The sequence below is a fragment of the Parahoeflea halophila genome (assembly GCF_900220985.1).
In the GTDB taxonomy this organism is placed as follows: domain Bacteria; phylum Pseudomonadota; class Alphaproteobacteria; order Rhizobiales; family Rhizobiaceae; genus Hoeflea; species Hoeflea halophila.
This window is the reverse complement of the sequence record NZ_OCPC01000002.1, coordinates 308,803-332,447: the sequence shown is the minus strand read 5'-3', so window position 1 is coordinate 332,447 and position 23,645 is coordinate 308,803. Positions and strand designations below refer to the sequence as shown.

The following is a 23,645-nucleotide window of genomic DNA, read 5'->3' as shown; positions in this document are numbered from 1 at the left end:
CAGCCGGAGGCGGACGGGATGGTCCGGCCGTAAATGACGCCGGATATGTCAATGCTCCACAGATATGGCCTTTTGCGTGTTTTATCAGCTTTCCGCCTGTGTTAACGCATCCTCGCCGCCGGGGCTGGGCGGCTGTTTACGAGGGGTTTAGATATGGCTGTAGTATCCAAGAACCATCCCGTGCCGGACATGGTGCAGGTTCGCCGCGCCCTGCTGTCGGTCTCCGACAAATCCGGGCTGGTGGAATTTGCACGCGGCCTGTCAGAGCTCGGTGTCGAACTGGTCTCGACCGGCGGAACTCGGGCGGCACTCGAGGCGGCCGGGCTCAAGGTTCAGGATGTATCGGACCTGACAGGTTTTCCCGAAATCATGGATGGCCGCGTCAAGACGCTGCACCCGGGCGTGCATGGTGGACTGCTCTCGATCCGGGCCGATGAAGAGCATGTCGCGGCGATGAAGGAGCATTCGATTGCCGGGATCGACCTGGCGGTGGTCAATCTCTATCCGTTCGAAGAGACCGTGGCCGTCGGTGCAGATGCGGCGACAATCGTGGAAAACATCGATATCGGCGGGCCTGCCATGATCCGGGCGTCGGCCAAGAATCATGCCTATGTCACCGCGATCACCGACCCTGAAGATTACGACCGTGTGCTCGAGGCATTGCGCAGCCACGGGGGAGCCGTGCCCCTGGGGTTGCGGCGTGAGCTTGCGGCGCTGGCCTTTGCGCGCACCGCGGCCTATGACGCCGCGGTCTCGGGATGGTTTGCCAGGGAGCTTTCGCTCGAAGCACCGCGGCACCGCGCCTTTGGCGGGCAATTGCTCGATGTCATGCGCTATGGCGAGAACCCGCACCAGGCGGCCGCCTTCTATTCAACCGGAGAAAAGCGCCCCGGTGTGGCCACCGCGACCCTGCTTCAGGGCAAGCAGCTGTCCTACAACAACATCAACGACACCGATGCGGCGTTCGAACTGGTCAGCGAGTTCGACCGGGACCGTGCTGCCTGCGCCATCATCAAGCATGCCAATCCCTGCGGCGTTGCCGTCAGCGACAGCCTGACGGCGGCCTATCGCCGGGCTCTGGAGTGCGACCAGACGTCTGCATTCGGCGGAATCATCGCGTTCAACCGGACGCTCGACGCGGAGACCGCGACGGAGATCGTCAAGCTGTTCACCGAGGTGATCGTCGCGCCCGATGCCAGTGACGAAGCCAGGGCGATCCTTGCGGCCAAGAAGAACCTGCGCCTGATGGTCACCGGCGGCCTGGCCGATCCGAGCCAGCCGGGCCTGACGGTCAAGACCGTGGCTGGCGGGTTGCTGGTACAGGGGCGTGACAACGGCATCGTGCTGCCGGAAGACTTCAAGGTGGTCACCAAACGGGCGCCGGATGCGCGTGAGCTCGCCGATCTGGGCTTTGCCTTCCGGGTGGCCAAGCATGTCAAATCCAACGCCATCGTCTACGCGAAGAACGGCGCCACTGTCGGTATTGGCGCGGGCCAGATGAGCCGTGTCGATTCCGCCAGAATCGCTGCGCGAAAGGCCATCGATGCAGCGGAAGCCCTGGGGCTAGATGCGCCGCTGACCCGCGGCAGCGTCGTTGCATCCGACGCGTTTTTCCCCTTTGCCGACGGTCTTCTTTCGGCGATCGAAGCGGGCGCCACCGCGGTTGTCCAGCCCGGCGGATCGATGCGGGATCAGGACGTCATCGACGCTGCCGACGAAGCGGGCGTGGCGATGGTGTTTACCGGCATGCGGCACTTCCGGCACTGATGGAGGATCCGGCAAGAGGCGCCGCCGCAGGCGCGGGAGATTTCTTGCCGGGTTGATCTGTCCGCTTGTATTGGCGTTCGGGCTGTCGGCGCACCGTCTGTCCGGTGGCGTCTTCTTCCTGCGCCATACAAGTGGCACCATCTGATTTGCTACTGAAAGCAATTCCGTACTTCAAGTATGGCAGCCAAACCCGAGGTATGGCTGGGTTTCTTGCTTCGTCACATCAAGATTTGGGTTCTGCGCGGCCGGGCTGATCCGCCGGATAGGGCGTGGTCCAGAGAATGAGCAGCCCGAGGGCGAAGAAGATGGTAATGGTCGCCATCCCGAGCCGCGGTGATCCCGAGAGTGCCGTCACCGTGGCGACGAGGAAGGGAGCGGTAAAGCTGGTCACGCGGCCGGCCAGAGCGTAGATACCGAAATAACGGCCGGCCTCGTCTTCGCTAACGCTACGGGCCATGTAGGCGCGGGACGAGGCCTGCACCGGACCAAAGGCGATGCCGATCAGGAGGCCGAACAGGATATAGGCCTTTTCGGCGGGGGTGCCGAACAAGCCGCCGCTGTCCGGAGCTGCAAAGGCGAGTACACCGAAGAGGCTGAACCCGGGTCCTGTGGACACGATGCCGAGCGTTGCGATCAACAGCATCACGATACAAATCATGACCACGACCTTGGAGCCGAGCCTGGTGTCGAGACGGCTGGCATAAAGACAGGAAAAGATGGCCACGACATTGAGCATGATTCCATAGACGCCGATTTCGGTGATCGACCAGCTGAACATCGCCGCCGCAAAGCCGCCGCCCAGCGCCAACAGCGCGTTGACGCCGTCCTGATAGATCATGCGGGCGATCAAAAACCGTAAAATGCCCGAACGCCGGCGCACTTCGCCGAGCGTCGATTTGAGCTCCGTGATCCCCTCGATGACGGCGCCCCTGAGCGCCCGGCGCCCGCCGGCATCGGGGGTAAACAGGAACATCGGCAGGATGAAGACTGCATACCAGAGGGCGGAGATCGGACCGGATGCGCGGGCGTCTTCCCCTTCAAGCGGATCGAGGCCGAACAGCGGGTCGAGACCGAGAAGCGTCTTGCCGGTTTCGGGCGATGCGGCGAGAAAGCCGATGATGAAGATCAGCACGATCATGCCGCCGAGATAGCCAAGCCCCCAGGCCAGATTCGACACCCGGCCAATCTGGGATTTCGGCACCAGCCGCAAAAGCATCGAATCATTGAAGACAATGGAGAACTCGGCGGCGACGGAGGCGATGGTAAAGGCAACGACCACGGCGACAATGTTCGACCCCGGTGCCGCGAACCATAATGTGCACAGCGCCAGGATCTTGATGATGGCGAAGAAGGCAATCCAGGGCTTGCGCGGCCCTGTCTGGTCGGCAATCGAGCCAAGCACCGGCGAAAACAGCGCGATCAGCAGCCCGCCGGCAGCAATGCCGTAACCCCAGGCCGCCTGACCGGTAGCCGGGTCACTGGCCATGCGCGAAATGAAGTAGGGGCCGAAGATGAAGGTGGTAACCACCGTGAAGAAAGGCTGTGCTGCCCAGTCAAACAGCATCCATCCGGCGACGCCGCGGCGCTTGATCACAGGGGCCGACGGCAATCCGGTTACATCGGTCATGGCTTTGATCCTTCAGGCTTCGGCAGCTGTCACGCGCGCAGGGAGCGGGCCAGGTCGCTCAGCATGCCGGCAGCCACCGTGAGCTTCGCCACGGACAACTCGCCGCTGTCGGTCAGCGTCAGGATCTGGCCGCGCACATGCGATATGCGATCCTTGTTGGCCTTGAGCCATTCTTCGGCCGGGTCCGAACCCTTGCGATCGCTGTCGAGCACGGTGCCGGCGATAATCCGCCGGGCCTCCGAGATCTCGTCAAGACTGCGGGCCAGGGCAAGCCCCTCGAAATGGTCCGTAACCGGGATCCGGTCGACGGCCGCGACGATGCGGCCCAGGCGGAAGGCATCGGTGACGGCAAAGAATGTCGTGGTCGCCCGGCCCAGATCTGTCTTCGCATGGGCTGCGACATGGCAGATGTCGGGTGCCAGCGTGAGGCCGGTAAGGCCCGCGACCTGATTGGCAAGTTCGGCTGGAACCTGTTGTGCCAGCAATGCGTCGCGGGCTTCCTCGGCTTCCTGACGCATGAAATCGGGCATGGCGGCGCCGAGCTTGCCGCCGAGCTTGCCCAGGCTTTGCTGCATCGACTTGACGGCTGCAGTCAGGTCGCCCTGCGCTGCGCCAGTCTTGAGCGCCCAGCCGGTAACGTCCTTCAAGGTGTTGCCAATGCGGGCATAGATCTGGTTCTGGACCGTGCCCGACACTTTCGTGTCGAGATCATCCACCTGGGCATAAAGCTGGTTGAGGGAGAGGCCGTCACGGGCAAGAACGAAAGCCTTGACGATATCGGCAGCCGTGGCGCCCGACTTGTCGCTCAGACCTATGACAAAGGCAGGTCCCCCGCGGTTGATGGCGTCGTTGCCAAGCAGTGTCGAGATGATCTCGCGTCTCAGCCTGTGGCTGGCGATATCCCCCGAATGCTGCTTCTGCATCTGCTTGGGAAAATAGGACCGCAACGTGGCGTCGAAATAGGGATCGTCCGGCAGGGAGCTGGCAACGATCTCGTCAAACAGCACCAGCTTCGCATAGGACAACAGCACACCAATCTCCGGCCGCGCCAATGCGTGGCCACCGGCCACACGCTCGGCGACAGCGAGATCATCGGGCAGGTTCTCGACCTTGCGGTTGAGCAGGCCGCGGGCTTCAAGGTTGCTCATCACCCGGTTGAGCTCGCCGACGCCGGAAATGCCCTCGGCTTCGGCAATCGAGATGGCGAGCGTCTGCAGGTAGTTGTTGCGAAGCACCAGTTCCGCGACCTCGTCGGTCATGGCCGCAAGCAGGGTGTTGCGCTTGGAACGGGTGAGCCTGTTCTCACGCATGGCGTTGGCCAGCGCGATCTTGATGTTGACCTCGACGTCGGAGGAATTGACCCCTGCAGAGTTGTCGATCGCGTCGGAATTGCAGCGGCCACCATTCAAGGCATAGGCAATCCGGCCTTTCTGGGTGACGCCGAGATTGGCGCCTTCGCCGATCACCTTGGCGCGCACCTGGCGCGCAGTGATGCGGATCGCATCATTGGCGCGATCGCCGACATCGGCATCGCTTTCGCCGGCATCCTTGATGTAGGTGCCGATGCCGCCGAACCACAGCAGATCGGTCTCCATCGACAGGATCGCTGTCATGATGTCCTGCGGCGTGGCCTTGCCGGGCTGAAGCCCGATCACGGCCGCGGCTTCCGGTGTGAGTTCGACGGATTTCCGCGAGCGCGGGATGATCATGCCGCCTTTCGACAGCTTGGAAGTGTCATAGTCCTGCCAGCTCGAGCGCCCCATTTCGAACAGCCGGCTTCTTTCAGCAAAGCCGGTGGCGCAGTCGGGATCGGGATCAATGAAGATGTCGCGGTGGTCGAAGGCTGCAAGCAGCCTGATCTGGGTCGACAGCAGCATGCCGTTGCCGAACACGTCACCGGACATGTCGCCGACCCCGGCGGCCGTGAACGGGGTGGTCTGGATGTCGATGTCCATCTCGCGGAAATGGCGTTTAACCGCTTCCCAGGCGCCACGGGCAGTAATGCCCATCTTCTTGTGGTCGTAGCCGGCCGAACCGCCCGAGGCAAAAGCATCGTCGAGCCAGAAATCCTGTTCCTGGCTGAGCGCATTTGCGGTGTCGGAGAAGGTGGCGGTGCCCTTGTCGGCGGCGACGACGAAATAGGGGTCGTCGGCGTCGTGGCGCACCGTGTTATCGGGCGGGACGATGGCGTCGCCGACAATGTTGTCGGTCACCGAGAGCAGGGTGCGGATGAACAGCTTGTAGGCGTCACGGCCGGCTTCGAATACGGCATCGCGGCCGCCGTCGAGCGGCAGTTTCTTGGGATAGAAGCCGCCCTTGGCGCCGACCGGCACGATCACGGCATTCTTGACCTGCTGCGCCTTGACCAGTCCGAGCACTTCGGTGCGGTAATCCTGCGCCCGGTCGGACCAGCGAAGGCCGCCGCGGGCGACAGGGCCGAAGCGCAGATGAACGCCTTCGACTTCCGAGCCATAGACGAAAATCTCGCGGTACGGGCGCGGTTCCGGCAGGCCTTCGAGCTTCTTCGGGTCGAGCTTGAAGGCAAGGGCAGGCCGTGGCGCGCCGTCAGCCCCGGTCTGGAAATAGTTTGTCCTGAGCGAGGATTCGATCGCATTGACGTAGCGCCGGAGGATGCGGTCATCATCGAGGCTCGGAACTTCAGCCAGCGCGGCTTCGATAGCTTGGACCAGGCCTTCGCTTCGCTCCGCACGCTCGGCCGGCTTGGTACCGATATCAAACCGGATCCGGAACAATTCAAACAGTTTGGCGGCAATGCCCGAATAGCGGTTAAGGCTGTGGGCAATGTATTCCTGGGAGTAGGGAATGCCTGCCTGGCGCAAATAGCGCGCATAGGCGCGCAGAACCGTGGCTTCCCTGATCTTCAGGCCGGCATTTGTCACCAGCCGGTTATAGCCGTCATTGTCGGTTTCGCCGCACCAGACCGACAGGAACGCCTCTTCAAGCCGAGCCCCGTCGGTGTCGAGATCTACGCTGCGCTTGTCCTCGTGGACGATCTCCATGTCATGCAGCACGACGGTATTGGTGGCCCCTTCCTGACCGTCGAGGAATATCTCGTGAGTCTGCTCGCTGATCACCTTGAAACCGAGATTTTCCAGCAGCGGCACACGGCGCGACAGCGCCACGGGCTCACCGGCATGGAAAATCTTCAACGCCAGGTGTTCATCGGAACTGTTGTCGCTGCGATAGAACGCGATCTGGATTGCACCGGTTTCCTTGCAGGCGATGATGGAGTTGAGATCGGCCAGGGCCTCTTCCGGGCGGAAGCGTTCCTTGTAGGACTGGCTGACGCTGACGCGCTGGGTCTCGCCGCCGCCAAGCACGCGGAACTGGTCCTCCCAGCGGGTGACGATGGAGCGGACATCGCGTTCGAGCTGCTCCTGCGGGATTTGCGGTGTCTTGCCTTCTGATCGGCCGATGATGAAATGCACCCGGGCGACGCCACCCTCGGGAAAGGCCGGGTAGTAAGCCGACACACGACCATTGTAGACGGTCTTGAAATAGTCGCCGATGCGCTCGCGGGCGATCGAATCATACTGGTCACGCGGAACATAGACGATCAGCGAGACGAAGCGGTCGAAGCGGTCGATGCGGGGCAGAACCCGAACACGCGGGCGGTCCGACAACTCGTTGATCTGCATGCAGAACCGGGCAAGAAGATCGGCATCGATCTGAAACAGGTCATCTCGTGGATAGGATTCGAGCGTGTTGAGCAGCAGCTTTCCGGAATGGCTTTCCGGATCGAAGCCGAATTCGGAGACCACCGATTGCACCTTCGAGCGCAACAACGGGATCTTGGTGACCGAGCGGGTGTAGGCGGTGGAGGTGAACAGTCCGACGATGCGCAGTTCGCCGACCACCTTGCCCTTGGAGTTGAAGCGCTTGATTCCGATATAGTCCATATAGGTGCGGCGGTGGATCACCGAGCGGACATTGGCCTTGGTGACGATCAGGAAATCCGGTCCCCGCAGAAAATCGAGGATCTCCGGTGTTGTAGTGACCTGGTCCTTGCCGAGCCGCAACACCAGTACATCGGGGTCTGAGAGAATTCCGAGGCCTTCGCCCGTCGAGCGGCTCAACTCGGCAGAGTTGCCGTCATCGGTGTAGACATATTCGCGCATTCCGAGGAAAGTGAAATTGTTGTCGCGCAACCAGGAGATGAAGGCCAGCGCTTCCTGACGCGCCGGTTCGGTCGCCTTGTCGACGTCCAGCGCGACCAGATCGGCGGCGCTGTGATCGATCATCGCCAGCATCGATTTCCAGTCGCTGACAGCGGCCTGGACCTGATCGAGCACATGGCGGACCCTTGCGGTCAGATCCTTGGCGGCGATCTCGCTGAGCCGCGGCATGTGGATCTGGATATGGCTAACACGCTGCGAGGGTTCACTGCCGTCGCCCTGGGAAAAAAGGGTTGCCGGCTTCTTGCCGTCGAGCACCAGAATCGGATGCAGCGCCATTAGAATGTCGCGGACGTCGGATGTGACCTCGCCCATGATCGAATCATAGAGGAACGGCTTGTTGAGCGTGGTGATCGCCAGGATCGAAATGTCGCGGCGGTCGGTGGTTGCCTGGTCGACATCGACAAGGCTCATACGGGAAGATTTTCCGTTCCATGCGCGGACCTCGGATTCGGCCAATACGGCGGCAGAAGCGAGGTTTTTGGCCGGAAAGAGCTCAAGATCGTCCATGCTGACACTGGAGAAAAGCACGTCGGGATTGATGTGCGGTTTCTTGCCCTTGGCGGCAATGGCCGCTGTCTCAGCAAGAAGCGCTTCCGTCTTGCGCGTGTTTTTGACCCCCATGCCATATCCTCCGAGGCTTGATCTTTGGCCGAATCCTAGCAGAAGTGTGTATCAAAGCGACCCGATTTCGCCATCAAAGCCAAGATTGGAGGATTAATGATGAAAAACGCGGAAGAAGCTGTCACTGCGCTGAAACTGGAGCAGGAAACGCCGTTGAGTGATTCCATGACTGCTTATTTCGCCAAGTGTGAGGACAAGCTCGGCATGGTGCCGAATGTGTTGAAGGCCTATGCCTTCAACAACGAGAAACTCGAGGCCTTTGTCGCGTTTTACAATGACCTGATGCTGGCCGGTTCCAACCTGAGCAAACTTGACCGGGAACTCATCGCGGTGGCGGTCTCGTCGGTCAACAAATGCTTCTACTGCCTGACGGCGCACGGTGCCGCGGTACGCCAGATGTCCGGTGATCCGGTGCTTGGCGAGCAGATGGTGATGAATTACCGGGTCGCCGATCTCGCGCCGAAACAGCGCGCCATGCTTGATTTTGCCGTTCTGGTAACGGAGGATCCGGCACGGATTGTAGAGGCTGACAGGCAGAAGCTGCGAGATGCCGGTTTTTCGGACCGCGACATCTGGGATATCTCGGCAGTTGCGGCCTTCTTCAACATGACCAACCGAATGGCGTCGGCCACAGACATGCAACCAAATCCCGAGTATCACGGGCTGGCCCGCTGATCGGGGCGTATTTGCCATCACGCCGGTTCATAAACCGGCAATCTACCTGACCGGGAGCAATTGTGATGAAAGACGATGACAGAGTCCGCGAGGCCAAACGAACGCTTGACCGGATCAGCGAAGAAGGCGGCTTGTCGGCATCCCCGGTGATGAAATCGGCGGCCAACAGCATCCGCGACCACTTTACCGCCAAGGATGCAGACAGGAACGACAGGGTCGAGGTCTGGGGAACTCGGATTGCCCGAGGGCTGGCGGTCGTGGCCTTTGCCGGACTGGTACTGTGGATGGTCAGGCAGGTGTCGGGATGACAGCAGAGCATCAGCGCAATTCCGATATCCGCATGTCGGTGATTGTGATTTCGAGCCATGTGGTGCGCGGATCGGTCGGCAACAGGGCGGCCGTGTTTGCGCTGGAGACACTGGGCTTTCCGGTCTGGGCGGTGCCGACGGTCATGCTGCCCTGGCATCCGGGCCACTCCCGGGCGACCCGGATCGTGCCGCCGCGGGAGGATTTTGCGGCGCTGATTGACGATCTGTGCGGTGCGCCCTGGCTTGGCGAAGTGGGTGCCGTGCTCAGCGGCTATTTGGGTGATGCCGGGCAGGCGGGTGATGTGGCGCGGCTGGTGGCCGCGGTGCGCAAGTCCAATCCGGATGCGCTTTACATGTGCGATCCGGTGATCGGCGACACCGGTGGGCTTTACGTGCCCGAGACCGTGGCATCGGCGATTGCGCGTGACCTGATCCCGATCGCCGACATCGCCACGCCGAATGTACACGAGCTGGCCTGGCTTTCGGGGGCACCGATCACCGAGTCTGCGGCGATGACAGCGGCGGCGGAGACGCTGGGCCCGGCGCGGGTTCTGGTGACCTCGGCGTTGGCGATGATGGCCGGCAGCACCGGAAATCTGCTGGTGAGCGGCAACCTGTCGCTGATGGCGGAGCACCGGTTGATCCCGAATGCGCCGAACGGTCTTGGCGATCTGATGTCGGCTACCTTTCTCGCCCGGCTGCTGGAAGGCCTGACGGAGGAAAAGGCGCTGCAGATGGCGACCGGCACCGTGTTTGAGATTCTCGCCCGGACAGCACGGCGCGGGGCCGACGAGCTGACGCTAGAAACCGACGCGCAAAGCCTCAGGACACCGATGGCAATGGTCAACATGCGCCGGGTGATGTCGACGACAAATCGCAAGAAACCGTGAGGAAACCCGCCGCACCCGGCCCGGTTCTGGTCGGCGTCGACGGGTGCCGCGCCGGCTGGATCGCGGTGGCCGTGCGGCAAGGGGAAATGCGGCCCGAAACCGGGATTTTCAAACATTTTGCCGATCTCGTGGCCGAGTTCGGTGCGGACGCCATGATCGCGGTGGACATGCCGATCGGTTTGCCGGACAGGATTACCGGTTCCGGGCGCGGGCCGGAACAGGCAATCCGGCCATATCTCGGCGCGCGCCGGTCCAGCGTGTTTTCGATCCCGGCGCGTGCGGCCGTGGAGGCTGAAACCTATCTCGAGGCCTGCGAACTGGCGCAGCTCCACTCCGATCCGCCCAGGAAGGTGTCGAAGCAGGCATTTTTTCTGTTTCCAAAGATCCTCGAAATCGACCGGCTGCTGCAGACCGACATGACTCTGCGCGGGCGGATCATCGAATGTCATCCCGAATTTTCGTTTTGCCGGCTCAGCAACATGGTCCCTATGGCTTCACCCAAGAAAAAGCGCGGGGTACTCAATCGCGACGGTATGGCCGAGCGGATCGGTTTGCTGGCGTTGCACGGGATAGACCCCGTCCTGTTCGACAAAGGTCCGCCGCGAGGGGCGGCGATGGACGATCTGGTGGATGCAAGTGTCAACCTGGTCATGGCCGGGCGCCATGCAAAAGGCCTGACCAAGACATTTCCTGCCGATCCGGAGCGCGACCGTTACGGGATACGGATCGCCATTCATGGCTGACCCGGCCCATTTGTTGATCTGAAGGTTCACATGCGTGTCCGGCAGCTGCTCTGCGCCACATCCAAGCCGGGCCGGTTCATAGACGGATCGGGCAAAAGGCTGATTGATCTTCTTTTCCCGCCCGGTTATGTGCAAGGCCATGTCGAATTTTCCAAGCCGCCTCCTCGAAGGCTACCAGACATTCATGAGCGGCCGCTATGCAGATGAGCGTGACCGCTATCGTCAACTCGCCGAGACCGGGCAGGAACCACACACGCTGGTGATCTCCTGTTGCGATTCGCGTGCCGCGCCCGAGACAATTTTCGATTGCGGCCCCGGGGAGTTGTTCGTTGTGCGCAATGTCGCCAATCTGGTGCCGCCTTACGAGCCCGATGACAACCTGCATGCGACGTCCGCGGCGCTGGAATTTGCGGTGCAGGCCCTGAAGATCCGGGAAATCCTGGTCATGGGACACGGCCGCTGCGGCGGCATCAAGGCCGCGCTTGATCCGGATGCGACGCCACTTTCTCCCGGTGATTTCATCGGCAACTGGGTCAAGCTGCTCAAGCCCGCCGCCCAGCAAATCCAGGACAGCCAGCTCATGACAGGCGGCGAGCGGCAGATTGCCCTGGAGCGGATATCGATCCGCAACTCGATGGCCAACCTGCGCACATTTCCTTGCGTCAAGATTCTCGAGGAACAGGGCAAGCTGCGGATCCATGGAGCATGGTTTGACATCTCAAGCGGCGAGTTGTGGGTGATGGACAGCAAGACAGGCGATTTTTTCAGGCCCGAAACCGCGGAAGCTTGACATCCGGCATGTCTGTCCGGTTCCATGACCCAAGCTTTTCTGCGCGGGACTAGTTTGGGAGCCGGAGATGAATGCCGTCCGCCGTCTGAGAATGCTGCTGGTTGTTGCAGCTCTTCTGCCTGCCTCTCCGGTTCTGGCTCAGACCACACTGCTTGACCGCTGGTATACAGCGCTCTTCGACGTCAACCGGCTGGCGATCGCCGATCTGCTTGCCGAGGATGTAGTCATCAATCTCGAAGATCTGGGCGTGACCCAGACCAAGGCCGAGTTCATCGAGTCACTGGATGAATGGGAAGATGTGGTCAAGAACGCCAATCTCGCCTGGCAACTCGACGACGGCGCGGAAGCGGGCCCCAACGAAGCTTCGGTGCTGGTGTGTTACCAGTTTCCGGACAACGAGCTGATGATCCGGGAGGTTTTCCGCTTCCGGGACTCCAAGATCGTCAGCAGCGTGCAAACGACCGTCGGCGACAGCTGCGAGAGTTTTTGACGTCGCTCACTCATTTCACTGATTTGCTGCGGGCTTTGCGCATCCGGCTGGGAAAAAAGCTCTGATACACAGCGCGTTCGGAAGCTGTTTTCGGAACGCGCTGTGCTGATGTCCACAGGACCTAGCCGTCGATCTCGGCGCCGATCTTTGCGATTGCCTTCTGGTAGACGCCAGCCGCATTCCATCCCTGAATGGCGCGGAAGTTGACTTCGCCCGGCTGGTAGCCGCCGCCGCGGCGCCAGCCATGGCCGCGCAGGAAGTTTGCGGTCGAGGCCAGTGCGTCAGCCTTGCTGGCGAGATTGACGCCACCGCTTCCGTCGCCATTGACCCCGAAGCGGGCAACGTTGGCCGGCAAAAACTGGGTCTGGCCGATTTCACCATGGGCCGCACCCTTGAAATCGGGCGACAGCCAGCCTTTCTGGATCAGTTGCATCAGCGCATAGAGCTGTTCGGTGAAAAAGGCAGAGCGCCGGCAATCATAGGCCAGCGTTGCTACCGCGGAGACCGTGTGCTGGTTTCCCATGAACGAGCCGAAGCCGGTTTCCATGCCCCAGATCGCAATCAACGGCCCGGGCGGGACGCCGTATTTCTTTTCGAGTGCAGCAAAAAGGCCGGCATTTTGCGCCTTCAGACGCTTCCCCTTGGAAATGATCGTCGAAGCGCCGCGCTTGCGCATGAACTGGTCAAAGGACAGCTTGAAACTTTTCTGATTCCGGTCCGCCGAGATGGTCTTGGTGGCATAGCGGACATTCTTGAATGCCCGGTCGAGGGTTTTTTGTGAGATCCCTGCTCTTGCCGCTTCCTGCTTGAACTGGCCGACCCAGGTGTTGAACCCACTCGCGTTGTTGCCACATGTGGCTGCCACCGCGTGTCCGCCAAGAGCTGCGGAAAGAAGCGCTGCGGCGCCGAGAATCTTGAATTTCTTGAATCTGCTATCCATGCCTGCCACCCTAACCTTCGTGAAAACGATCTGCGCGAACTGTGCCAGCGATTCGGTTAAAAGTCACGAAATGCCGTAACAGGAAAACCCCGCCACCGGGCTGCGATGACGGGGTTTGCTGTTTTCAGGCTTTCAAGCACTTACGCTTCGGCGCGCGGCTTGATCAGGCGGCGGTTGACCAGCAGTTCGGCAATCTGGATGGTGTTGAGCGCCGCGCCTTTGCGCAGATTGTCGGAGACCACCCACATGTTCAGGCCGTTCTCGACAGTTGCATCCTCGCGGATGCGCGAAATGTAGGTCGCGTCTTCGCCGGCGCTTTCGTAGGGCGTGATGTAACCGCCGTCCTCGTGCTTGTCGATGACCTGGCAGCCCGGAGCATCACGCAGGATCTCGCGGGCCTCCTCGGCGCTGATCTCGTTTTCGAACTCGATGTTGACCGATTCCGAGTGACCGATGAAGACCGGTACGCGCACGGCAGTGCAGGTGACCTTGATCTTCGGATCGAGCATTTTCTTGGTTTCTGCGAGCACCTTCCATTCTTCCTTGGTGTAGCCGTCTTCCATGAACTCATCGATGTGCGGGATGACGTTGAAGGCGATCCGCTTGGTGAACTTCTGGCTGGTGATGGGGTCGGCGACAAAGACCGCACGGGTCTGGTTGAACAGCTCGTCCATGCCGTCCTTGCCGGCGCCCGAGACCGACTGGTAGGTCGAAACCACAAGGCGCCTGATCCTGGCGTGGTCATGCAAGGGCTTCAGCGCCACCACCAGCTGCGCGGTCGAGCAGTTCGGATTGGCGATGATGTTGCGGGCGGTGTAGCCGGAGATCGCATCCGGGTTCACTTCCGGGACGATCAGCGGCACATCGGCGTCGTAGCGCCAGGCCGAGGAATTGTCGATGACGACACAGCCCTGGGCGCCGATCTTCGGCGACCATTTCTTGCTGATGCTGCCGCCGGCCGACATCAGGCAGAGATCGGTATCGGAAAAATCATAGGTCTCGAGGTTCTTGACCTTCAGCGTAGTGTCGCCGAAGGAGACCTCGGTGCCGACGGAACGGCTCGAGGCAAGGGCAACGACTTCGCTGACAGGAAAGGCGCGCTCGGCAAGGATGTTGAGCATTTCGCGGCCGACATTGCCTGTCGCCCCGGCGATTGCGATTTTGAAACCCATGGTTCCCGTGCTCCTCTCTCCCCTTGTTAGCAGTCAAGCGCCACTCTTCCCGCCCCGGGGAGAGTGAGGGGGCGGAACGGGTCAGATCGTGGTTTTGGTTTTGATCGTGGTGCGCATGGTGGCCGTGTTTTGATGCAAGTGCGGTGAAATGTCAATTCCATGGCGCGCGCGAGTTTTTCGCGGAAGTGAAGCTGCGCGCCATGAACCTGCAGCGGACCATTGCCGAGATGTTCCGCGGCTGCTGATGTGACGGAAACCCGGTTGCCTCGCCCTGAACGGAATCAGGGGTGGGCGATCTGGCGGGTGGCGCCGGAAACACGAATCGAGCCGCCCGGCTGATCATCGAATTCCGCGGTAATGGAGGATCTGGCGCCCATATCTTCGCCCTGGGTGATTAGGATCCGGTTCCGGTGGGGCCAGCGATGATCACGCAGATAGCCGGCAAAGGCTGCTGCGGCAGCGCCGGTTGCGGGGTCCTCGAGAACGCCGCCGGAAGCAAAGGCGTTACGCACGTCGAACTCGGTCTCGCTGCGCACATGAACCAGCATGATGGTGACCAGGCCGAATTCGCGCATCAGCGCGCGGCCGGCAGCGAGGTCGTAGGTCATGGCGGCGAGATCGGCGCGGTCCTTGAGGGCGAGCACCAGGTGGTCGGCACCGCCATGGATCTCGGCCGGAGGCAGCGCCGGGTCAAGCTGGTCCTTGCTGTAGCCGAAGAGGCGCAGTGCGGCTTCGATCAATTGGGGGTCTGCGGGTTTGCTGCGGGTGGGAGGCGATTGCAGGGCGGCCCGGTATCCGGCCCCCTCGGTTACCGCCTCGACGGTGATTTCGGCATCGTTGAGCCTGAGCCTGTAGCGGCCATCCCCTGAACCGGCAGCCAGTGCCGCACCGAGCGCGATGGTGGCATGGCCGCAGAACGGGACTTCCGATTCCGGCGAGAAGTAGCGCACCCGCCACTGGCCGGGCGCGCCATCGGGCGTGGCAAAGGCGGTTTCGGAATAGCCCACTTCGGCCGCGATCCGGCGCATCTCGGCGTCTGCCGGAAACGCGTCTGAAATGACGATGCCTGCCGGGTTTCCGCCCTGTCCGGAATCCGAGAAGGCTGAAATGCGTTGAACGGTCATGATGGTGTCCTTTCTGATCCAGTGGAGCGGAAATTACAGGATTTTGCCGGAAGTTGCCTTGCCATAATCAAGGTGTATGCTTTCATCTGCCAATATTTCAGAAGTGATGGTTCCGGAAGGGCTTGTAAATGAAGATCGATGAGAAAGATCGCCTGCTGATCAAGCTCTTGAGCCGTGACGCACGGATGCCGGTGAGCGAGCTGTCGAAAAGGGTAGGTCTGTCCGGGCCCGCGACCAGCGAGCGGATCCGGCGGCTGGAGAGCAACGGCATCATTTCCCGGTTTACGCTGGAGATCGATCTTGCAACGCTCGGGTATCCGCTGCAGGCGATTGTGAGGATCAAGCCGCGGCCGGGCAACATGCACATCGTCGAGGAGATGATCATGAACGAGCCGGGATTTCTCGATTGCGACAAGGTCACCGGCGACGATTGCTTCGTCGCCCGGCTGGCCTTGCGCTCGATCGCCGATCTCGATCCGGTGTTGCTTCCGTTTCACGAGAAGGCCGAAACCAACACCGCGATCATCAAGTCGTCGCCCTTGAGGGCGCGCATCCCGGTTTGACGCGCCAGTTCAGGTTCAGCCCGGCGATCACAATGCCTCAAGCAGCTGTGAGATAGGGTGACGGGCGGTTACCCGAGGGCATGTTAGCCTGATCCCGGGTTTGACAACCGGGAGAAGCACCAATGTACAAGCAAACAGCATTCATACTGATTTGTGGCGCTGTACTGATCGGCACCATGACGCTGGGCAATGCCCAGAACGCGCCCTTCGGCAATGCCGAAGATGTCGATTACGCCAGCAAGCTCTGGCAGGTCATGATGGACCAGAAACTGGTCGGTGACGACTCCATCAAGGTCCGGCCGTTCGAAGGCAATGAGCCGCACGGCACAATCCAGGAAGTGTTGGCAACAACTGCCACGATGGACGGCCACAGCGGCCGGTTGCTGGTCAAGCGCAACCATGGTGCCGAGGGCGAACTGAGCGTGGAGGACGTTTATGACGATCCGCTGAGCAACCTTGCTGCCATCACCATCATGTTCAAGCGCGAAAGCGGATATGACGCGGAAAATCAGGACTGGTTCTGGGCCAAGTACCTGCCCGACGGCACGCTCGACAAGAACCCGAATGGCTTGCAGCTGGCCGGGCGCGTCGCAAAGGGTTCCGATGCCGGGTGCATTGCCTGCCACACTGCTGCCGGTGGTGAAGACCTTGAAACGCTGACGTCGAAATAGACCGCTTCCTTGCGAAAACGGCCCGGAATCAATACCGGGCCGTTTTATTGATCCATGGCCTGAAAAGCCCAGTTCGGGTTACTCGGCATAGGAAGCCAGAATTGCATCACCCATCTCAGCAGTCGTGATCTTCCGGCAGCCATCGGACATGATGTCGCCGGTGCGCAGGCCCTTGTCGAGCACGGCCGCGATGGCGGCTTCGAGACGATCCGCTTCGGCGACCATGTTGAAGGAATAGCGCAGGCACATGGCAAAGGACGCGATCATGGCGATCGGGTTGGCGATGCCCTGGCCGGCGATGTCGGGCGCCGAGCCGTGCACCGGCTCGTAAAGCGCCTTGCGCTTGCCGGTGTTGGCGTCCGGTGCGCCGAGCGAGGCGGAGGGCAGCATGCCGAGCGACCCGGTGAGCATGGCGGCGATGTCGGAGAGCATGTCGCCGAACAAATTGTCGGTGACGATGACATCGAACTGCTTGGGCCAGCGCACCAGCTGCATGCCGCCGGCATCGGCCAGCATGTGGCTCAACTTGACGTCGGAGAAGCGATCCTTGTGGGTGGCGGTCACCACTTCGTTCCACAGCACGCCGGACTTCATCACGTTGCGCTTTTCCATCGAGCAGACTTCATTGCGGCGGGTGCGCGCAAGTTCGAAGGCGACAGCTGCAATGCGGTCGATCTCGTAGGTGTCATAAACCTGGGTATCGATGCCGCGCTTCTGGCCGTTGCCGAGATCGATGATTTCCTTGGGCTCGCCGAAATAGACGCCGCCGGTCAATTCGCGCACGATCAGGATGTCGAGACCTTCGATCACATCCTGCTTCAGCGAAGAGGAGTTGGCGAGCGCCGGATAGCAGATCGCAGGGCGCAGGTTTGCGAACAGCTCCATGTCCTTGCGCAGGCGGAGGAGACCGGCTTCCGGGCGAACCTCATAAGGCACCGAATCCCACTTCGGGCCGCCAACTGCGCCGAACAAAACGGCGTCTGCTGCCATCGCCTTTTCCATGTCGGCATCGGAAATCGCCTGGCCATGGGCGTCATAGGCCGAGCCGCCGACAAGACCCTCGTCGGTGGAAAAACCCGCGGCTTCCTTGTCGTTCATGTGCGCGATGATCTTGCGGACCTCGGCCATGGCCTCCGGGCCGATACCGTCGCCTGGGAGAAGAAAGAGAGAGCGTGTTGCCATTTGAAGTCCCCGCACCAAAATCGAAAAAGATGATGCGTCCTTAAACACCCTTCGGAGGGTTTTCAACTGTTTGGCTTGCCAGGCTGGTTGTTGCTGCTGATGAGCAAGCCGGTCCGGTTCGCAACTTTTAGGTGATCCGGCGCAGGGCGTCGACATCGTCGCCGTGACAGATGGCTTAATCAGAAGCCGTCTGTGCCGCTTATGCGGGCATGAAAGTAAGCCCGGAGGCGGGCCGTTGCCGGCTGGAAACCGCGATCACCGGGCAGGGCGAGGAGATCGTTGCCAGTTGTTTCGAGCTAGACTTTCGATAAAGGACCGGCGCTAAACCTTGCGCACCGCAATGACCGCATTGGTGCCGCCGAAGGCAAAGGCGTTGGACATGGCGATGTCGACGGTCCTTTCGCGGGCCTCGTTCGGCGTCACGTCGAGATCGCATTGCGGATCGGGGGTGGTGTAGTTGATGGTCGGCGGGATCACGTTTTCGCGCACCGCATTGACGCAGGCAATCAGCTCGATGGCGCTCGAGGCGCCAAGGCAATGGCCGTGCATGGATTTGGTCGACGACACCGAGACCGTATCGGCGGCTGATCCGAAAACTTCGCGGATGACTTTCGTCTCGGTCTGGTCATTGGCTTGGGTGGCAGTGCCGTGGGCATTGACATAATCGACCTGATCGGCGGAAATACCGGCATCAGCAAGGCAGTTGCGCATCGCGGCAGCCGGTCCCTCAACCGTCGGGTTGACGATGTCGGAGGCGTCGCCGGACATGCCCGAGCCGATGATCTCGGCCAGGATGTTGGCGCCGCGGGCCTTGGCATGTTCGTAGGATTCAAGAACCGCGATGGCTGCGCCATCGCCAAGAACGAGCCCGTCCCGATCGGCGGAGAACGGCCGGCAGACCGACCGGGCAAGCACGCGCAGCGATTCCCAGGCCTTGAGCGGCCCATAGACCAGGGCAAGCTCCGCGCCTCCGGCAAGCATCACATCGGCGCGTCCAAGCCGGATCTGGTCGATCGCGGAGATGAAGGCGTGGTTGCCCGACGCGCAGGCGGAGGTCACACCGAAGACCGGGCCCTGCAACCCCATGGCGATGGAGACATGGCCGGAAGGGCCGCTCGGCATCACCCGGGGAACGGTGAAGATGTGGGCGCGTTTCTTATTCTCGAGAAAAATGTCGACATAGCTCTGGTCGACTGCATCGGTGCCGAAGATACCGACGCCGACGACGGCGCCGCAGCGTTGCGGGTTGAACTCACCGGGTGCGAGCCCCGCCTGTGCCATGGCCTGGCGTGCTGCAATCACCGAGATCCGGCTGATGCCGCTCATGGTCAGGCTCTGGCGCTTGTCGATGCCGTCATCCTCGGGATAGCCCATGAGGCCGCATCCAACGCCGATCTTGAGATCGCGGGTATCCATCGCCAGCGGCCGGCATCCGTCGCGGCCTTCCTTCATGCTGGTCCAGATATCGTCCGGATTTCCGCCGAGGGCGCAGATGCCGCCCATGCCCGTGATGACGACCCGATGCTGGCTCATGGTCAGGTCTTGGCCGCGATGAGCTGTTTGACCATATCCACAATGTCGCCCACGGTCTTGAGCGACTCCCAGGCTTCAGCGGTGTTCAGGTCGATCTCGATATCGTGCTCGTCTTCGATATCCATGACGATCTCCGTCAGGACCAGCGAGTCGATCTCGAGTTCGGCCAGTTCCGTGTTGCGGGTGATCTCGCCGGGTTCGATTTCCCCAGCGGACGCAATCACTGCGATGATCGAGGCTTCGACATCCTTGGACATGGATACTCCCTTCAACACGCGCCGGAACGCAATACTCTTGTTCTTGCAGGCCGCTGCGTGTCAGCCGCCGGGGCTAGAGCCAGGAATGCGTGGCGCCGACCTTTGTCTCATAGCTATCGATGGCGCTGGCCTTCTCCAGAGTCAATCCTATGTCATCCAAGCCGTTGAGCAAGCAGTGTTTCTTGAAGGCGTCGATTTCGAACTTGATAACGCCGCCATCGGGCCCGCGAATCTCCTGTTCTTCCAGATCGACAGACACGGTGGCATTGGCGCCGCGGCGGGCGTCGTCCATCAGCTTGTCGAGGTCTTCCTGGCTGACAACGATCGGCAGGATGCCGTTCTTGAAGCAGTTGTTGTAGAAAATGTCGGCAAAGCTTGTCGAGATCACGCAGCGAATGCCGAAATCGAGAAGCGCCCAGGGCGCGTGCTCGCGCGACGAACCGCAGCCGAAATTGTCGCCGGCGACCAGGATCGATGCATTGCGCCAGGCCGGCTGGTTGAGCACGAAATCGGGGTTCTCCGAACCGTCTTCGTTGTAACGGGCTTCGGCAAACAGTCCCTTGCCAAGACCGGTACGCTTGATGGTCTTGAGGTAATCCTTGGGGATGATCATGTCGGTGTCGATGTTGACGACCGGAAGGGGGGCGGCAACGCCGGTGAGGCGGGTGAATTTTTCCATGGCTAGCGGATCCTGTCTGTCTGTGCCGGAGCATTTAACAAACAAAGAGCCGAAAAAGAAGAGGCGGGCAGCCACTTCCGGGCAAGAAGGCGATCTGCAGGCCTAAAGTCGCCGATTACATGTCAATAATGGTGCCGCGGCCGTCATTCCACACGCGGAATTCGGAACCCGACCTGTCCCGGGCCGGGTCTGCCGATGCCCGGGCCATGGCAGGCTGGGAACGGCCGGTCAGGCGCGCGAATGCGATGGCGCCAGCGGCGACGGTGCCAAGAACGAGCGCCAGTGCCAGTCCGGCGAAAGCTGCAAACACCAGACCCAGACCGGTGGCGACTGCGAAAAGAGTTCTCATGACGGCGTTCCCTTGTTTCATGCACTCTATGTGGTGATCGGATGACCCCGGTTCAATAGGGCGATGGCAGCACCTGGAATGGCTGTTGGAGGCCCTTCTGTCAGCGACCCCTTGCAAGGGTGGGCCGGCAAGGGCAATAAAAGCGCCATGACCACAACCTCATCCAGGCCAGTCCGGCCGCGCCGCTCCGTTCTCTATCTGCCGGCCAACAATGGCCGTGCGCTCGACAAGCTTCCGGGCCTGTCGTGCGATAGCGTCGTCTTCGATCTCGAGGACTCGATTGCACCGGGCGCCAAGGACGCGGCACGTGAGACTCTTAGAGGCTTTTTCAGCGATGGCCGGGCGGCTGCCCTGCCCGCAGGGATGGAGAAGGTGATCCGCATCAATCCACTGGCTTCACCCTGGGGCGGGGAGGATCTTCTGGCGGCGCGCGCCTGCAGGCCGGATGCGATCCTGGTTCCGAAGGTCGATGCACCGGAAGACATCCTCGCCGTGGAAGACGCGCTTGCTCAGACCGATGCGCCGGCGGCTCTCAGGCTCTGGGCCATGATCGAGACACCGCGCGGGGTGATGAATGCAGGCCTGATCGCGCGCATGGCGCAAACCGACGGCGCACGGCTCGATTGTTTCGTTACTGGCACCAACGACCTGCTCAAGGAAACGGGTGTGGCGCCACTGCCGGGACGGCCGTGGCTGTCATCATGGCTGATGCAGATCGTGTTGGTGGCACGGGCCTATGGTCTCGATGTGCTTGACGGGGTCTACAATGATTTCAGGGATGAGACCGGCCTGATGCGCGAATGCGCTGACGGCCAGGCGATGGGGTTCGACGGCAAGACGCTGATCCACCCGGCCCAGATCGCGCCGGCGAACCAGACTTTCGGCATTGCGGAGGACCAGCTTGCGCAAGCCAGGGTAATTGCAGAGGCGTTTGCCTTGCCGGAGAATCAGGGCCGCGGCGTCATCAGTCTCGACGGAAAAATGGTCGAAAGGCTACATCTGGAAATGGCCGAACGGCTGATTGAAAAGGCTGCCCGGATAGCCGCGCGCCAAGGCGAAGGACAAACGACATGAAACTGTACCGCTTTCTGACCGGACCCGACCAGGGTGCCGATTTTTGCCACAAGGTCAGTCTTGCGCTGTCCAAGGGGTGGCAGCTGCATGGCTCGCCCAGCCTGGCGTTCAATGCGACAACGGGCATGATGGAGTGCGGTCAGGCCGTGACCAAGGATGTCGAGGGCAAGGAGTACGAGCCCGGCATGAAGCTTGGAGAGCAGTGATCTTGACCGGGTTTCTCAGCCAACCCGCTTCGGCGGAGCTGGTCGCCTTGCGGCAGGAGCTTCATCGCAGGCCGGAGCTTTCCAGTCAGGAGCGGGAAACTGCTGCCCGGATCGTTGCCGAACTCAAACGCTGCCAACCTGAAGAGATCCTCAGCGAGCTTGGCACGCACGGGGTGGCAGCTGTTTTTGACAGTGGTATCGAGGGTCCCACGGTGCTGTTCCGTTGCGAGCTCGATGCATTGCCGATCACTGAAATCTCCACAATCGGCTGGCGCTCCGAGATCGATGGCAAGGGGCATCTGTGCGGGCATGACGGGCACATGGCGATCCTGGTGGGGCTTGCCCGGCACCTGTCAAAAAACAAACCCGTTCGCGGCCGGGTGGTGTGCCTGTTCCAGCCGGCAGAGGAGACAGGTGCTGGAGCTGCGGACGTGATCAACGACGTGCGGTTCGACCGGATCCGGCCGGATTATGCCTTTGCGCTGCACAATCTGCCGGGACTGCCGCTCGGGGCGGTGGGGGTTCGGACCGGGCCATTCACATTCGCGTCCGAGGGGCTGGCGATCAGGCTGACCGGCCGCACATCGCACGCGGCGCAACCGGAAGCCGGGCTGAGCCCCGCGGCCATCATGGGCAGGCTGATGGAGGCACTTCCCGAACTACCTGAAACACTGGGCCATGCTCGTGGCCACTCGCTGGTCACCCTGTCGCATGCGCGGCTGGGCGAGGCAGCCTTCGGGATTTCGCCGGGCGAGGCCGACATCTGGGTGACGGTGCGGGCGATCGATGACCGGTTGCAGGGCGAATTGATGGGCGAGGCTGAAGCGCTTGCCCGGCGGCTTGCCGAGGCCGGCGGGCTGGGCGTGCGGTTCGATCGCTACGAGAATTTTGCCGCCGGGCACAATGACGCAGAAGCGGTGGAGAAAATCGAGGCCGCGGCAACAAGACTGGGGGCAAGCCGCGCCGAGGTCGGGGACCCATTCCGCTGGTCCGAGGACTTTGGCCGTTTCGGCAGCGTCGCCAAGACCGGCCTCTTCGTATTAGGATCGGGAGAAGACCATCCGCGGCTGCACAATCCGGATTTCGATTTTCCCGACGAGTTGATCGGACCGGGTGTGGCGATGTTCGCGGCGATTTCCCGCGACATCTGCGGAGAGCAGGATTCGACTGACGGCTAAGCGGGCGAAACCCTATTCCACGCCCGCCTCTATGCGCTCCATGTCCTCATCGGAAAGACCGAAATGGTGACCTATCTCGTGGATCAGGACATGACTTATGATGTCGCCCAGGGTCTCGTCGTTTTCGGCCCAGTAGTCGAGGATCGGCCGCCGGTAAAGGATGACCTTGTTGGCCAGTTCACCGGTCTCGATTGCGAAACGCTGGGTCAGGCCGCGGCCTTCAAACAGGCCGAGCAGATCGAAGGGGGTCTCCAGGCCCATGTCCTCGAAAATCTCGTCGTCAGGAAAATCTGCGACGATGATCGCCACATTGCCGGTATGGCTGCGGAAACTGTCAGGCAGCTGGGCATAGGCGTCAATGGCGAGTGATTCGAACTCGGCGAGAGACGGCGCATGCCGGTCTCTCCAATCCCCTGTCTGATCGATACGTGCCATCAAAAAGTCCTTTGCCCTCCGGTTCGTCTGTACCGGACCGGTCAGTCCGTCCTGTGCATATAAGGGAAGCGATCCGGCTTTTCGAGGGCAGGAATTGAGGGGGCAGTGGTCATCGTCGCGGAATGTAGCGTTCGGACAACCCCTGATTATCTGGATCGGCAGGGCGGTGATA

General features: G+C 61.3%; 23 protein-coding genes. 12 read left to right on the top strand and 11 right to left on the bottom strand.

The window, feature by feature from the left end:
* Positions 1-153: 153 nt before the first annotated feature.
* Positions 154-1,767 (top strand): bifunctional phosphoribosylaminoimidazolecarboxamide formyltransferase/IMP cyclohydrolase, encoded by a 1,614-nt coding sequence (gene purH, locus CRO46_RS09000; protein WP_097107094.1) that lies wholly within the window; start codon positions 154-156, stop codon positions 1,765-1,767.
* A gap of 223 nt (positions 1,768-1,990) precedes the next feature.
* Here purH and CRO46_RS08995 read toward each other — a convergent pair whose 3' ends face one another.
* Together CRO46_RS08995 and CRO46_RS08990 are read right to left on the bottom strand one after the other, a co-directional pair.
* Entirely contained in the window at positions 1,991-3,394 is a 1,404-nt protein-coding gene (locus CRO46_RS08995) for an MFS transporter (protein ID WP_097107093.1), read from the bottom strand.
* Positions 3,395-3,423: 29 nt separating this feature from the next.
* Entirely contained in the window at positions 3,424-8,214 is a 4,791-nt protein-coding gene (locus CRO46_RS08990; RefSeq protein WP_097107091.1) for an NAD-glutamate dehydrogenase, read from the bottom strand.
* Between the two features lie 99 nt (positions 8,215-8,313).
* Between CRO46_RS08990 and CRO46_RS08985 the strand changes: the two genes are divergently transcribed.
* The 6 genes from CRO46_RS08985 (at position 8,314) to CRO46_RS08960 (ending at position 12,110) form a co-directional block, all read left to right on the top strand.
* Positions 8,314-8,889, top strand: coding sequence for a peroxidase-related enzyme (locus tag CRO46_RS08985; protein WP_097107672.1), 576 nt, complete (start codon positions 8,314-8,316; stop codon positions 8,887-8,889).
* 65 nt (positions 8,890-8,954) lie between these two features.
* On the top strand, positions 8,955-9,197 hold the full coding sequence (locus CRO46_RS08980; RefSeq protein ID WP_097107088.1) for a hypothetical protein: 243 nt from the start codon (positions 8,955-8,957) through the stop codon (positions 9,195-9,197).
* Positions 9,194-10,087, top strand: a complete 894-nt coding sequence (pdxY, locus tag CRO46_RS08975; protein WP_097107086.1) for a pyridoxal kinase PdxY — start codon at positions 9,194-9,196, stop codon at positions 10,085-10,087. Before CRO46_RS08980 ends, pdxY begins: the two co-directional genes overlap by 4 nt.
* Positions 10,084-10,830, top strand: a complete 747-nt coding sequence (locus CRO46_RS08970; protein ID WP_097107085.1) for a DUF429 domain-containing protein — start codon at positions 10,084-10,086, stop codon at positions 10,828-10,830. Before pdxY ends, CRO46_RS08970 begins: the two co-directional genes overlap by 4 nt.
* Before the next feature lie 139 nt (positions 10,831-10,969).
* Entirely contained in the window at positions 10,970-11,620 is a 651-nt protein-coding gene (locus CRO46_RS08965) for a carbonic anhydrase (protein ID WP_179759001.1), read from the top strand.
* Positions 11,621-11,687: 67 nt separating this feature from the next.
* The gene (locus CRO46_RS08960; RefSeq protein WP_097107082.1) at positions 11,688-12,110 is read left to right on the top strand and encodes a hypothetical protein; all 423 of its coding nucleotides are present in this window, start codon (positions 11,688-11,690) and stop codon (positions 12,108-12,110) included.
* Between the two features lie 121 nt (positions 12,111-12,231).
* Here CRO46_RS08960 and CRO46_RS08955 read toward each other — a convergent pair whose 3' ends face one another.
* The 3 genes from CRO46_RS08955 to CRO46_RS08945 form a co-directional block, all read right to left on the bottom strand.
* Positions 12,232-13,050 carry a lytic murein transglycosylase gene (locus tag CRO46_RS08955; protein ID WP_097107080.1) on the bottom strand — a complete coding sequence of 273 codons (819 nt, stop codon included), beginning with the start codon at positions 13,048-13,050 and terminating at the stop codon, positions 12,232-12,234.
* A 140-nt stretch (positions 13,051-13,190) separates the two neighbouring features.
* Complete coding sequence (locus CRO46_RS08950) at positions 13,191-14,222, bottom strand: aspartate-semialdehyde dehydrogenase (protein ID WP_097107078.1); 1,032 nt, start codon at positions 14,220-14,222, stop codon at positions 13,191-13,193.
* A 281-nt stretch (positions 14,223-14,503) separates the two neighbouring features.
* Positions 14,504-15,346, bottom strand: coding sequence for a PhzF family phenazine biosynthesis protein (locus CRO46_RS08945; RefSeq protein ID WP_097107076.1), 843 nt, complete (start codon positions 15,344-15,346; stop codon positions 14,504-14,506).
* Positions 15,347-15,474: 128 nt separating this feature from the next.
* Between CRO46_RS08945 and CRO46_RS08940 the strand changes: the two genes are divergently transcribed.
* Positions 15,475-15,909 (top strand): Lrp/AsnC family transcriptional regulator, encoded by a 435-nt coding sequence (locus tag CRO46_RS08940; RefSeq protein ID WP_097107075.1) that lies wholly within the window; start codon positions 15,475-15,477, stop codon positions 15,907-15,909.
* 122 nt (positions 15,910-16,031) lie between these two features.
* The gene (locus CRO46_RS08935) at positions 16,032-16,580 is read left to right on the top strand and encodes a hypothetical protein (protein ID WP_179759000.1); all 549 of its coding nucleotides are present in this window, start codon (positions 16,032-16,034) and stop codon (positions 16,578-16,580) included.
* Positions 16,581-16,658: 78 nt separating this feature from the next.
* Here CRO46_RS08935 and leuB read toward each other — a convergent pair whose 3' ends face one another.
* The 5 genes from leuB to CRO46_RS08910 all read right to left on the bottom strand — a co-directional run bounded on the left by leuB (position 16,659) and on the right by CRO46_RS08910 (position 20,580).
* Positions 16,659-17,762: a 3-isopropylmalate dehydrogenase gene (leuB, locus tag CRO46_RS08930; RefSeq protein ID WP_097107073.1), complete on the bottom strand. Its 1,104-nt coding sequence runs from the start codon at positions 17,760-17,762 to the stop codon at positions 16,659-16,661.
* A gap of 321 nt (positions 17,763-18,083) precedes the next feature.
* Entirely contained in the window at positions 18,084-19,295 is a 1,212-nt protein-coding gene (locus CRO46_RS08925; RefSeq protein ID WP_097107072.1) for a beta-ketoacyl-[acyl-carrier-protein] synthase family protein, read from the bottom strand.
* A gap of 2 nt (positions 19,296-19,297) precedes the next feature.
* Positions 19,298-19,552: an acyl carrier protein gene (locus CRO46_RS08920; RefSeq protein ID WP_097107070.1), complete on the bottom strand. Its 255-nt coding sequence runs from the start codon at positions 19,550-19,552 to the stop codon at positions 19,298-19,300.
* Between the two features lie 73 nt (positions 19,553-19,625).
* Positions 19,626-20,231 carry a 3-isopropylmalate dehydratase small subunit gene (gene leuD, locus CRO46_RS08915; RefSeq protein ID WP_097107069.1) on the bottom strand — a complete coding sequence of 202 codons (606 nt, stop codon included), beginning with the start codon at positions 20,229-20,231 and terminating at the stop codon, positions 19,626-19,628.
* Between the two features lie 115 nt (positions 20,232-20,346).
* Positions 20,347-20,580 carry a hypothetical protein gene (locus CRO46_RS08910; protein ID WP_097107067.1) on the bottom strand — a complete coding sequence of 78 codons (234 nt, stop codon included), beginning with the start codon at positions 20,578-20,580 and terminating at the stop codon, positions 20,347-20,349.
* 147 nt (positions 20,581-20,727) lie between these two features.
* On the opposite strand from CRO46_RS08910, the gene CRO46_RS08905 reads away from it, so the two are divergent.
* From CRO46_RS08905 to CRO46_RS08895, 3 genes are read left to right on the top strand one after another with little or no spacing between them, the layout of a single operon-like run.
* The gene (locus CRO46_RS08905; protein WP_097107065.1) at positions 20,728-21,654 is read left to right on the top strand and encodes an HpcH/HpaI aldolase/citrate lyase family protein; all 927 of its coding nucleotides are present in this window, start codon (positions 20,728-20,730) and stop codon (positions 21,652-21,654) included.
* Positions 21,651-21,860: a DUF1737 domain-containing protein gene (locus tag CRO46_RS08900; RefSeq protein WP_097107063.1), complete on the top strand. Its 210-nt coding sequence runs from the start codon at positions 21,651-21,653 to the stop codon at positions 21,858-21,860. The genes CRO46_RS08905 and CRO46_RS08900 overlap by 4 nt, the downstream gene beginning before the upstream one ends.
* Before the next feature lie 2 nt (positions 21,861-21,862).
* Positions 21,863-23,038, top strand: coding sequence for an amidohydrolase (locus tag CRO46_RS08895; protein WP_425479253.1), 1,176 nt, complete (start codon positions 21,863-21,865; stop codon positions 23,036-23,038).
* Positions 23,039-23,050: 12 nt separating this feature from the next.
* On the opposite strand, the gene CRO46_RS08890 is transcribed toward CRO46_RS08895, so the two are convergent.
* Positions 23,051-23,473: a metallopeptidase family protein gene (locus tag CRO46_RS08890; RefSeq protein WP_097107059.1), complete on the bottom strand. Its 423-nt coding sequence runs from the start codon at positions 23,471-23,473 to the stop codon at positions 23,051-23,053.
* Positions 23,474-23,645 lie beyond the last annotated feature (172 nt).

Excerpts from the sequence above, each read along its gene's own strand:
- purH (WP_097107094.1), top strand. The coding sequence starts at position 154 with ATGGCTGTAGTATCCAAGAACCATCCCGTGCCGGACATGGTGCAGGTT.
- CRO46_RS08995 (WP_097107093.1), bottom strand. The coding sequence starts at position 3,394 with ATGACCGATGTAACCGGATTGCCGTCGGCCCCTGTGATCAAGCGCCGC.
- CRO46_RS08990 (WP_097107091.1), bottom strand. The coding sequence starts at position 8,214 with ATGGGGGTCAAAAACACGCGCAAGACGGAAGCGCTTCTTGCTGAGACA.
- CRO46_RS08985 (WP_097107672.1), top strand. The coding sequence starts at position 8,314 with ATGAAAAACGCGGAAGAAGCTGTCACTGCGCTGAAACTGGAGCAGGAA.
- CRO46_RS08980 (WP_097107088.1), top strand. The coding sequence starts at position 8,955 with ATGAAAGACGATGACAGAGTCCGCGAGGCCAAACGAACGCTTGACCGG.
- pdxY (WP_097107086.1), top strand. The coding sequence starts at position 9,194 with ATGACAGCAGAGCATCAGCGCAATTCCGATATCCGCATGTCGGTGATT.
- CRO46_RS08965 (WP_179759001.1), top strand. The coding sequence starts at position 10,970 with ATGTCGAATTTTCCAAGCCGCCTCCTCGAAGGCTACCAGACATTCATG.
- CRO46_RS08960 (WP_097107082.1), top strand. The coding sequence starts at position 11,688 with ATGAATGCCGTCCGCCGTCTGAGAATGCTGCTGGTTGTTGCAGCTCTT.
- CRO46_RS08955 (WP_097107080.1), bottom strand. The coding sequence starts at position 13,050 with ATGGATAGCAGATTCAAGAAATTCAAGATTCTCGGCGCCGCAGCGCTT.
- CRO46_RS08950 (WP_097107078.1), bottom strand. The coding sequence starts at position 14,222 with ATGGGTTTCAAAATCGCAATCGCCGGGGCGACAGGCAATGTCGGCCGC.
- CRO46_RS08945 (WP_097107076.1), bottom strand. The coding sequence starts at position 15,346 with ATGACCGTTCAACGCATTTCAGCCTTCTCGGATTCCGGACAGGGCGGA.
- CRO46_RS08940 (WP_097107075.1), top strand. The coding sequence starts at position 15,475 with ATGAAGATCGATGAGAAAGATCGCCTGCTGATCAAGCTCTTGAGCCGT.
- CRO46_RS08935 (WP_179759000.1), top strand. The coding sequence starts at position 16,032 with ATGTACAAGCAAACAGCATTCATACTGATTTGTGGCGCTGTACTGATC.
- leuB (WP_097107073.1), bottom strand. The coding sequence starts at position 17,762 with ATGGCAACACGCTCTCTCTTTCTTCTCCCAGGCGACGGTATCGGCCCG.
- CRO46_RS08925 (WP_097107072.1), bottom strand. The coding sequence starts at position 19,295 with ATGAGCCAGCATCGGGTCGTCATCACGGGCATGGGCGGCATCTGCGCC.
- CRO46_RS08920 (WP_097107070.1), bottom strand. The coding sequence starts at position 19,552 with ATGTCCAAGGATGTCGAAGCCTCGATCATCGCAGTGATTGCGTCCGCT.
- leuD (WP_097107069.1), bottom strand. The coding sequence starts at position 20,231 with ATGGAAAAATTCACCCGCCTCACCGGCGTTGCCGCCCCCCTTCCGGTC.
- CRO46_RS08910 (WP_097107067.1), bottom strand. The coding sequence starts at position 20,580 with ATGAGAACTCTTTTCGCAGTCGCCACCGGTCTGGGTCTGGTGTTTGCA.
- CRO46_RS08905 (WP_097107065.1), top strand. The coding sequence starts at position 20,728 with ATGACCACAACCTCATCCAGGCCAGTCCGGCCGCGCCGCTCCGTTCTC.
- CRO46_RS08900 (WP_097107063.1), top strand. The coding sequence starts at position 21,651 with ATGAAACTGTACCGCTTTCTGACCGGACCCGACCAGGGTGCCGATTTT.
- CRO46_RS08890 (WP_097107059.1), bottom strand. The coding sequence starts at position 23,473 with ATGGCACGTATCGATCAGACAGGGGATTGGAGAGACCGGCATGCGCCG.